This window comes from Pseudoxanthomonas sp. 22568, assembly GCF_052044485.1.
Classification (GTDB): domain Bacteria; phylum Pseudomonadota; class Gammaproteobacteria; order Xanthomonadales; family Xanthomonadaceae; genus Pseudoxanthomonas_A; species Pseudoxanthomonas_A beigongshangi.
Genome location: NZ_JBQENC010000022.1, coordinates 33,247 through 40,809, shown reverse-complemented (window position 1 = coordinate 40,809; position 7,563 = coordinate 33,247). Strand labels below are relative to the sequence as shown.

The window sequence follows — 7,563 nt, the reverse complement described above, 5'->3', positions numbered from 1 at the left end:
AGCCGAGCAAGCTCGGCTCTACATGGGTGGGTAGAGCGGAGCTTGCTCCGCTGATCGCGAACGCCCATCGGGCAAAGGTGCTTTCGGGAATTCGCAGCCGAGCAAGCTCGGCTCTACATGAATGGGTAGAGCGGAGCTTGCTCCGCTGATCAAGAACGCCCATCGGGCAACGGTGCTTTCGGGAATGCGCAGCCGAGCGAGCTCGGCTCTACATGGATGGGTAGAGCGGAGCTTGCTCCGCTGATCGCGAACGGCCATCGGGCAACGGTGCTTTCGGGAATGCGCAGCCGAGCGAGCTCGGCTCTACATGAATGGGTAGAGCGGAGCTTGCTCCGCTGACCGCGAACGCCCATCGGGCAACGGTGCTTTCGGGAACCCGAAGCCGAGCGAGCTCGGCTCTACAGGGATGGGTAGAGCGGAGCTTGCTCCGCTGATCGCGAACGTCCATCGGGCAACGGTGCTTTCGGGAACACGCAGCCGAGCGAGCTCGGCTCTACGCGGGTGGACCGGCGACCGGTTCGTGCCAAAGAACCATCACGCAGTGCTGGCGGCCATGACCTTGCGGCGGGCATGCAGTCGCAATGCCTGGTAGCCCGCGCCGATCACGAACAGCACGAATACGACCGACACCAGGCCCAGCACCAGCGGCGACTGCGGTCCGTCGGCCAGCGGCTGCGATGGCGGCACGCGGCGCAGGGTCTCGTTGATGGCGGGAATGAACAGCAGCATGTAACTGAAGGACAGGCTGAGGTTCTGCAGATATTCGGCGCCAGCACCCAGCCAGGCATGGCGGCGCGCGGTGAAGCCCACGGCCAGCGCCAGCAGGGCGAGGATGCCCAATGCGTGTGCTTCGTTGAAGCCGCCGGTGCTGGATAGTCCGAACGAGGTAAAGATCGAGATCAGCATGCCGGCCAGATACGCTTTGCCGATACGCGAGGTGGGTTCGATGCGGCCGTCGCGGATCAGCGCGATCGCGCCGAACACCACGGGCAGCAGGCTGAGGACGGTATGGACGATGCCGAGCGGCGAGAACGAGGGCGTCATGGTGCGTGTCCTTTCGAAGGGAGGAAAAGGAACTTCGACCTGCCGCACGGGATGCCCCCGGTCGTCGTGCCTTCCCCCCTTCGGGACGGTCACCGCGCGTCCGCGCAGCCTATGCCGGACGCGACCGTGACGCCAGTCCCTCGATCAGGGCATGGCCGTCCAGCGCAATTCGGCCACCACCGGGAAGTGATCCGAAGGGTAACGGCCGTTCTCGTGGTCGGTCACCGTGGAGACCGGGCCGACGTCGAAACCACGCACCAGGATCCAGTCGATGCGGCGGTCGGCCTTGCCGGAGAAGGCGTGGAACGTCGCCTCCGGACCGCTGCGTTGCGTGCTGCGCTCCCAGGCATCGGCCATCACGTCGGTGAGCAGCGCATGCACGCGGCTTTCCGGACCGGTGTTGAAATCGCCGGTGACCACGACCGGCACGTCCGCCGGCAGCGCCGAGAGGCGCTTCAGCAACAGCGCGGCGCCGCGCTCGCGGATGGGTTCGTCCTCGTCGCGATAGGGCAGGTGGGTGTTGAAGAAATAGAAGCGGCGGCCATCGGCCATGCGTTCGAACAGCGCCCAGGTGACCATGCGCGGATACAGGTTGCCCCAGGTGATGCTGCCGGCCACCTCCGGCGTGTCCGACAACCAGAAATCGCCGGACTCGATCACCTTCAGTTCGTCACGCAGGTAGAACACGCCCATGTGCTCGTCGCCGGCGCCTTCGGCGTCGCCGCGGCGGCCGACACCGAACCAGGCGTATTCCGGCAACTGCCGCACGATGTAATCGCCCTGCTCGGCGAACAGTTCCTGGGTCCCGAACACCACGGGACGCTGGTCGCGGATGGTGTCCACGAGGATGTCCTTGCGCACCTGCCAGCGGTTGTCGCCATCGGCGTCGGTGGGCAGGCGGACGTTGAAGGCCATCACCTTCAAGGGAGCGATGGCGGCGTCGGCCGCCGAGGCGGCAAACCCCGTCAGGGCGGTGGACAGGACGAGCAGCAGGGCGGCGAGTCGGCGCATGGCTTCCGGGTTCGTGCGGGGGAGCGCCGGAGTGTAACCGTCGCCCACGAACCCCTCGTGACGTGGCGCAGCAACGATCGGAATGGGCGGATGCTTGCCTGATATTGCATGATTGTGCATGTTTATGCACAATCATGGCGAATCCGTATCAGGGTCATTCCCCCATGAACCGCCCGGAACCCGCTCCCGTGCCCGCCCAGGCGCCGGCCATCGACGCCATCGTCTTCGATCTGGGCGGCGTGCTGGTCGACTGGAATCCCCGCTATCTCTACCGGCAATTGTTCGGCGAAGACGTCGCCGGCATGGAATGGTTTCTCGCCGAGGTGTGCAGTCCGGCCTGGAACGCCGCGCAGGATGCCGGCCGCAGCTGGGACGAGGCGGTGGACGAGGCGATCGCGCGGCATCCGGACCAGGCCGGGCGCATCCGCGCCTACCGTGACCGCTGGATTGAAACCCTTGGCGAGGCGCTGGCGCCGACCGTGCGGGTGCTGGACGAACTGCGCGGTGGCGACTGCCGGCTCTATGCGCTGACCAACTGGTCGCGCGAGACGTTCCCGCATGCGCTTGAACGCTATGACTTCCTCGGCTGGTTCGACGGCATCGTGGTGTCTGGCCAGGAGCGCCTGGCCAAGCCGGATCCGGCGATTTTCCGGTTGCTGATGGAGCGCCACGGCCTGCGCGCCGAACGCACGGTGTTCATCGACGACATGGCCTACAACGCGGAGGCCGCCGCGGGCCTGGGCATGCACGCGATCCACTTCCGCGACGCAGACCAGTTGCGCCACGAACTCGCGCGGCTGGGCGTGGCGATCAACTTGGTGGAGACGATGCCATGAGCCAATCGACCGGCATCGATCTGCTGCCCGAGGAACGCCAGCAGCGCATCCTGCAGCGCCTGCATGCGCAGGGCCGGGTCCTGGCGGTGGAACTGGCGCAGGAATTCGCGGTGTCCGAGGACTCCATCCGCCGCGATCTGCGCGAACTGGCCGCACGCGGCCTGTGCCGGCGCATCTATGGCGGCGCGCTGCTGCACGCGCCGGAAGTGAAGCCGCTGCTGCAGCGCCAGGGTCAGGATTCGGAGCGCAAGCAACTGCTCGCGCGCAAGGCGCTGGGCCTGCTGCGCAAGGGCCAGACGATCATCCTCGACGCTGGCTCCACCAACAGCGCGATCGCCGACGCACTGCCGCGCAACTTCGAGCTGACCGTGGTCACCAACGCGCCCGACATCGCCTTCCGTTTGATGGAACGCACGGACGTGGAAGTGCTGATCATCGGCGGGCGCATCGAACACCGGATCGGCGCGGCCATCGGCGCGCAGGCCGTGCAGGAGCTGCGGCGCGTGCGTGCGGATCTGTGCTTCCCCGGTACCTGCGCGGTCGACATCGACAGTGGCCTGTGGGGCAACGATGCCGAGGAATCGCTGTTCAAGCGTGCGATGATCGAGTGCAGCGGCGAGACCGCGGTGGTGGTGATGAACGAGAAGTTCGGCGCCGACGCGCGCTTCCAGTTCGCCTCGCTGCACCAGATCGACCACCTCATCGTCGAGCACGATGCGCTGGAAAGCCTGCGCAAATCCTTCGAGCAGCAGGAAATCGCCGTACTCCGCGCCGATCGGCGCTGAACGCCGCTGCTCCGTTCCCGTCCCCCGCGAGAATCGTCCGATGTCCGTTGCCGCCTCCGATTCCCCCATCTCCCGCGTCGAATACCGCGCCACCCGCCTGCTGTTCTTCGCCGCCGGCTGCGCCGTGGCGGTCTGGGCGGCGTTGGTGCCGTTCGCCAAGGCGCGCACCGCGCTGGATGAAGCCTCGCTCGGCGCGCTGCTGCTGTGCCTGGGCCTGGGCTCGCTGATCGCGATGCCGCTGGCCGGCGCCTGGACCACGCGACAGGGCTGCCGGGTGGTGCTGGTGCTGTGCACGGTCGTGTCCAGCCTGATGTTGCCGCTGTTGGCCTGGGTGCCGTCGGTGTATGCGCTGGGTGCGGTGCTGTTCGTGTTCGGCGCGGCGATTGGCGCGGCCGACTGCGCGTTCAACGTGCAGGCGGTGATCGTGGAGGAAGCGGCGAGGCGGCCGATGATGTCCGGCTTCCACGGCTTCTTCAGCCTGGGCGGCATCGTCGGTGCGGCCGGCGCGGCGGTGATGATGTCGCTGGGTGTGGCGCCGTTGGCGATGACCCTGTTCTGGTCGGCCGTCATCCTGCTGCTGCTGGCTTTCAACTGGCGCGGCCTGCTGCCCTATGGCAGCCCGCACGAGGGGCCGCTGTTCGCGGTGCCGCACGGCTTCGTGATCCTGCTGGGCGTGCTGGGCTTCGTGGTGTTTCTGACCGAAGGCGCGATGCTCGACTGGAGCGCGGTGTTCCTGACCGAGCAGCGGGGCATGGCGTCGGCGCAGGCCGGGTTCGGCTACGCCTGCTTCGCGCTGGCGATGACCGCCGGGCGGTTTGCCGGCGATGCGATCGTCGCGCGGCTGGGACCCTCACGGGTGGTGTGGCAGGGCGGCCTGCTGGCCGCCGCCGGCATCACCCTGTCGGCCTGCCTGCCGCAATGGCAGTGGTCGCTGGTCGGCTACACGCTGGTGGGCCTGGGCTGCTCCAACATCGTGCCGGTACTGTTCACCGCCGCCGGCCGGCAGAAGGTCATGCCGCAGGCGCTGGCGGTGCCGGCGATGACCACGATCGCCTATGCCGGCGTGCTGACCGGTCCGGCCGGCATCGGCTTCGTCGCCCACCACAGCAGCCTGCCCATCGCTTTCCTGCTGCTGGCGGCGATGATGGTCGGCGTGGCGATGTGCGGGCGCGCGCTGCGCAACTGACGCCCGGAGGCTAGGGCAGCACCCACGCCCAAATCGAAGGGGCGGCCAGCAGGAGCAACACGATCGCCACGCCGATGGCGCCTGCCTATGCCAGCGGAAGGCGCTGGTGCCGGTAGACCGAAGCGGCGGCCAGCAGGCTTCCCCATGCGACCGCGCTCCAGAACGCGGTGTTGGCGGAACCGATGCGGCCGAACCGCAGGCCCAGGCGGTCCAGCAGATGCGCCAACACGGGAACCACCACCAGCCCCGCAGCGAAGGCCGTCACCACGTGGACAAACCGGCGCTTGCGGGACGGCGCGCCGATGGGCGATTGCGGTGGTTGGTAAGGGGAGTTCATGAAGGGTGCTTTTGCGACGGACGAACGCATGTCTACGACATTGGGGGCGCCAGTCGCAAGCGCGGCGTGGCGAAGACGCTCAACGCAGCAGCGGCACCTCGATATGGCTGCTGCCCCGCCAGCGGATTTCCAGCGGTGCGCCGGCGTCGGCGATGGTCTCTTCGCCGACCTCCTTGCCGCTGCCGTAGTTGATTTGCAGGTCGCGCTGCTTGTTGACGCCCAGCACCACCACCAGCCGGCTGCCGGGCTGCAACTGCCGGCTGACCAGGCGTTCGCTGCGGAAGGCGATCGATTGCGGCTTGCCGGGCGCCAGCAGTTCGCGACGGCTGCGATCACGCGCGTGACTGGCGCGTCCCAGATGCCAGGACAGCAGCAGATGACGGCCATCGGGTAGCTGTTCGTACAAGGCCAGGTTGAGGTCGAAGTCGCGCTTGTTGGTGATGAAGTCGAGCCGGCCCGAGAACAGGCCGGACAGTTCGGCCGGCGCGGTCAGCGGCGCGCTGCGGAACACCAGCGCGCCGTGGGGATCCAGCGCATCCAGCATCGACAGCGCCGGCGGATTCCAGCCGACGTCGCTGCGGTCGGAAAAATCCACGGTCAGCAGGCTCTCGGCGCGCTTGCCAGGCGCCTGTTCCGACAGTGCGCCCTCCGGGCCGCCGGACGTGGCCGGTTGCAGATACAGGCGCTGGCGCTGGTTGGCCATGGCATCGAGGGTTGCGGCGTGCTTCCACGTGTTGGCGCCCATCACCTGGTAGTTGATCCGGTCTTTCAGGACGTCCGGACGCGGCGCGCCGCGCAACACGTGGTCAAACCACTGGAAGCGCAACGCTGGCAGATCGATCAGCGCAACCGGATCCACCTCGTAGCCTTCCTGGACGCGTGCCGCGCCGGCCTGCATGGAGAAGTGGTTGTACGGTCCGATCAGCAGGGTGTGATTCGCGTTGGGGTTGTGCCGCGCGTGTTCGTCGAAGTAGTGCTGCACGCCCACGCGCGCGCCGTCGAAATAGCCGGTGACCGCCAGTACGGGAATGTCGATGCCGGCGAATTCGCCGCCCTGCGGGGTCATTGCCTGCCAATAGGCGTCGTAGGTGGGGTGTTCCAGCCAGCGCGAGAAATAGGGATTCGGGTGGCCATCGATGGCGGGCAGGTCGCGGTAGGCGCGACCGCTGCGGTACCAGTTCGCATCCAGTTGCCGCCAGCGTTCCTCGTCGCCGTAGCTGTCGGCGTCCAGGGTCGCGTTGGCGGCGGTCCACAGCGGCCACGGATACAGGAAATTGAGGAAGATGTTGCCCTGCATCGGGATATCGATGCCCGGCGCGGTCGAGGCCGAAGTCAGCATCGCCTTCAGCGCGGGCGGGCGGTGCTTGGCCGCGGACCATTGGGTGAAGCTGTTGTAGCTGTTGCCGTACATGCCCACGCGGCCGTCGCACCACGGCTGCCGGCTGATCCAGTCGATCGCGGCGGCGGCGTCTTCGCCGTCGTGTTCATAGGGTACGGGCTCACCCGGCGCGCCGGCCTTGCCGCGGCTGTAGACGAACATGCCCACATAGCCGTGTGCGGCCGCCGCCTTCGCATCGGCCAGCGACCAGCTGTCGTTGACGTAGATGGTGAAGCCCAGCAGCACCGGCTGCGGCGCGGCCATACTTCGTGGCCGCACCACCAGGCCGCGCAGGCTCGTCCCGTCCGCACCGGGGACGACCACGTCGCGTTCGATGACATAGCGCCTGGCCTCGTCCTCGGCCAGCAGGTCCGGAAGCACCGGCAGCAGCGCCGCGTAGACCGTGTGGAACTGGTACAGCCGGATCAGTTCCAGCGCGTCGGTTTGCTCGATGCGCGTCTTGCCGCGCTGCTTTTCCAGCGCCGCGTCGAGATCGCGACGCGCGCGCGGCAGGTCCGCGCCCATCACCGGCAGGGTGCGGGCGGCCTGGCGATCGTCCAGGCGCGTGAATGCGCGGCGGAACGCGGCGGCCGGATTGGTTTCGCCGCGCAAGCGCGCATCGGCATCGATTTCGTACTGGATGAACAGCACGTCGGCCTGCTCAGGCGCTGTTTCCCGGCGCACCTCGCGCAACGCGGCGATGCTCGCCAGCGCGGCCTTCGGTTGCCCGGCGGCCATCTGCAGGCGCACCCGGTTGATCAGCTCGCGTTCGCGATCCGGATCCTCGTAGCCGGCCAGCACTTTGCGGGCGAGCGCGGGCACCTGTCGTTCGAGCGCCGTGCCGGAGTCCTGTGGCTTGTCCGGCCAGGCCAGGGTCTGCGCGTGCAGGCCGAGGGGGGTGACGAACCATGCGAATACCAGCAGTGCCGCTTTCCATGACGCCTGTGTCCGTGCCTGCCGGTTCCGCGTCCGCATGCGATGCTCCG

The 7,563-nt window shown here is 67.8% G+C and carries 7 protein-coding genes; 3 read left to right on the top strand and 4 right to left on the bottom strand.

Annotated elements, in window-relative coordinates:
• Window positions 1-534 precede the first annotated feature (534 nt).
• Both ACTJI2_RS19185 and ACTJI2_RS19180 read right to left on the bottom strand, forming a co-directional pair.
• Window positions 535-1,044, bottom strand: coding sequence for a hypothetical protein (locus ACTJI2_RS19185; RefSeq protein WP_440843037.1), 510 nt, complete (start codon window positions 1,042-1,044; stop codon window positions 535-537).
• Between the two features lie 144 nt (window positions 1,045-1,188).
• Complete coding sequence (locus tag ACTJI2_RS19180) at window positions 1,189-2,055, bottom strand: endonuclease/exonuclease/phosphatase family protein (RefSeq protein ID WP_440843036.1); 867 nt, start codon at window positions 2,053-2,055, stop codon at window positions 1,189-1,191.
• 164 nt (window positions 2,056-2,219) lie between these two features.
• Here ACTJI2_RS19180 and ACTJI2_RS19175 point away from each other — a divergent pair, with 164 nt between their 5' ends.
• The 3 genes from ACTJI2_RS19175 to ACTJI2_RS19165 are packed head-to-tail and all read left to right on the top strand — an operon-like array spanning window position 2,220 to window position 4,862.
• Window positions 2,220-2,891 carry an HAD family hydrolase gene (locus ACTJI2_RS19175; protein ID WP_440843035.1) on the top strand — a complete coding sequence of 224 codons (672 nt, stop codon included), beginning with the start codon at window positions 2,220-2,222 and terminating at the stop codon, window positions 2,889-2,891.
• Entirely contained in the window at window positions 2,888-3,676 is a 789-nt protein-coding gene (locus ACTJI2_RS19170) for a DeoR/GlpR family DNA-binding transcription regulator (protein WP_318288495.1), read from the top strand. The genes ACTJI2_RS19175 and ACTJI2_RS19170 overlap by 4 nt, the downstream gene beginning before the upstream one ends.
• Before the next feature lie 40 nt (window positions 3,677-3,716).
• Entirely contained in the window at window positions 3,717-4,862 is a 1,146-nt protein-coding gene (locus tag ACTJI2_RS19165; protein WP_440843034.1) for an MFS transporter, read from the top strand.
• Window positions 4,863-4,947: 85 nt separating this feature from the next.
• Here ACTJI2_RS19165 and ACTJI2_RS19160 read toward each other — a convergent pair whose 3' ends face one another.
• Both ACTJI2_RS19160 and ACTJI2_RS19155 read right to left on the bottom strand, forming a co-directional pair.
• Window positions 4,948-5,199, bottom strand: coding sequence for a hypothetical protein (locus ACTJI2_RS19160; RefSeq protein WP_440843033.1), 252 nt, complete (start codon window positions 5,197-5,199; stop codon window positions 4,948-4,950).
• A gap of 79 nt (window positions 5,200-5,278) precedes the next feature.
• On the bottom strand, window positions 5,279-7,552 hold the full coding sequence (locus tag ACTJI2_RS19155) for a CocE/NonD family hydrolase (RefSeq protein ID WP_440843032.1): 2,274 nt from the start codon (window positions 7,550-7,552) through the stop codon (window positions 5,279-5,281).
• Window positions 7,553-7,563 lie beyond the last annotated feature (11 nt).

Bases quoted from the DNA above. Each gene is read 5' to 3' on its own strand.
- ACTJI2_RS19185 (WP_440843037.1), bottom strand. From the start codon at position 1,044: ATGACGCCCTCGTTCTCGCCGCTCGGCATCGTCCATACCGTCCTCAGC.
- ACTJI2_RS19180 (WP_440843036.1), bottom strand. From the start codon at position 2,055: ATGCGCCGACTCGCCGCCCTGCTGCTCGTCCTGTCCACCGCCCTGACG.
- ACTJI2_RS19175 (WP_440843035.1), top strand. From the start codon at position 2,220: ATGAACCGCCCGGAACCCGCTCCCGTGCCCGCCCAGGCGCCGGCCATC.
- ACTJI2_RS19170 (WP_318288495.1), top strand. From the start codon at position 2,888: ATGAGCCAATCGACCGGCATCGATCTGCTGCCCGAGGAACGCCAGCAG.
- ACTJI2_RS19165 (WP_440843034.1), top strand. From the start codon at position 3,717: ATGTCCGTTGCCGCCTCCGATTCCCCCATCTCCCGCGTCGAATACCGC.
- ACTJI2_RS19160 (WP_440843033.1), bottom strand. From the start codon at position 5,199: ATGAACTCCCCTTACCAACCACCGCAATCGCCCATCGGCGCGCCGTCC.
- ACTJI2_RS19155 (WP_440843032.1), bottom strand. From the start codon at position 7,552: ATGCGGACGCGGAACCGGCAGGCACGGACACAGGCGTCATGGAAAGCG.